Annotated in this window: 1 protein-coding gene; it reads right to left on the bottom strand. The window is 60.6% G+C overall.

Translation table 11 applies throughout. The features are described 5' to 3' along the window. On the bottom strand, positions 1-1,047 hold a 1,047-nt coding region (gene tnpC, locus ROG8370_RS19870), incomplete at its 3' end, for an IS66 family transposase (RefSeq protein WP_085828835.1). Between the last annotated feature and the right edge of the window lie 127 nt (positions 1,048-1,174).

Consider the following 1,174-nt stretch of genomic DNA (forward strand, 5'->3'; position numbering starts at 1 on the left):
CTGCGCGATGCGTTTGATGGCCTCGTCGGCGATAGCCGAGCCTTGGGCGCGGTGGACATCTACGAACTTACGCCTGACATGCGCCATGCAGGCGACCTCTTTGATATCGCCGGAGCGGTAGATATCTTCGAACCCAGCATAGCCGTCTGCGTGCATCCAGCCCTGATACTTTGCGAGATGGTCCTTGGGATGCTGCCCTTTGCGATCTGGGGAGAACTGATACCAACTGGCGGGTGGCGCGTCGCTGCCCCATGGCCTCTCGTCACGCCCATAGGCCCAAAGGCGTGCGATCGCTGTCTTGCCGGTGCCGGGGGCCAGCATCTTAACGGGCGTATCGTCTGCAAAGATAGCTTGTCCCGCCAGAACATGGCGACCGATTGCATCGGCGAGAGGTTCCAGCAACGCCGTGGATTTGCCGACCCAATCCGCCAGCGTGGAGCGATCAATATCAATCCCGTCGCGCTCGAAGATGCCGCTTTGGCGGTACAGCGGCAGGTGATCCGCGTATTTATTGACCAACACATGCGCCAGCAGCCCAGGGCCGGGGCGGCCCCGTTCGATGGGACGCGATGGTAGCGGCGCTTGCGTGAAGCTCTCGCAGCCAGAACAAGTAAAGCGGGGCCGCACGATACGGTTCACGATGAACCGACCAGGCACATATTCCAGCTCTTCGGTCACATCCTCGCCCAGACGACGTAGCGCCCCGCCACACTGGGCGCAGTCGTCGTCACCAGTGGTTAGCTCGACTTCCATGCGCGGGATGTGATCGGGGATTGGCCGACGCTTTGGCTTGTTCTTCGGCTCCTCGTCGGGAAGGCGCAGCTTTGCCGTCATCTTGGCGACCGCGATCTCGCTCGTTTCCAAGGCCAGTTGCAGTTGCTCGATGCTTTCCGATGATGACCCAAACCGGTGATTGCGATGACCTGCCAACTGGTGGCGCAGCTTCTCGATCAGAACGGCCTGCGACTTCACCTCAGCCAGCAACAGCGATGTGAACTGCCTCAGCTCATCGGGGTCTTCCGGCAAGGATTTGGACACGTCCAGCATGGTCAAACCATAGCAAAACGACGGCGCGAGGGGAATCCCACACGCGCATTTATCCCGCCTTGAGCGGTGTCCAACTGCGCTGCGGCAAACGCCAATCAATCCCTTCGAGCAGCATCGCCAACTGCGC

This window comes from Roseovarius gaetbuli, assembly GCF_900172365.1.
Taxonomy (GTDB): Bacteria; Pseudomonadota; Alphaproteobacteria; order Rhodobacterales; family Rhodobacteraceae; genus Roseovarius; species Roseovarius gaetbuli.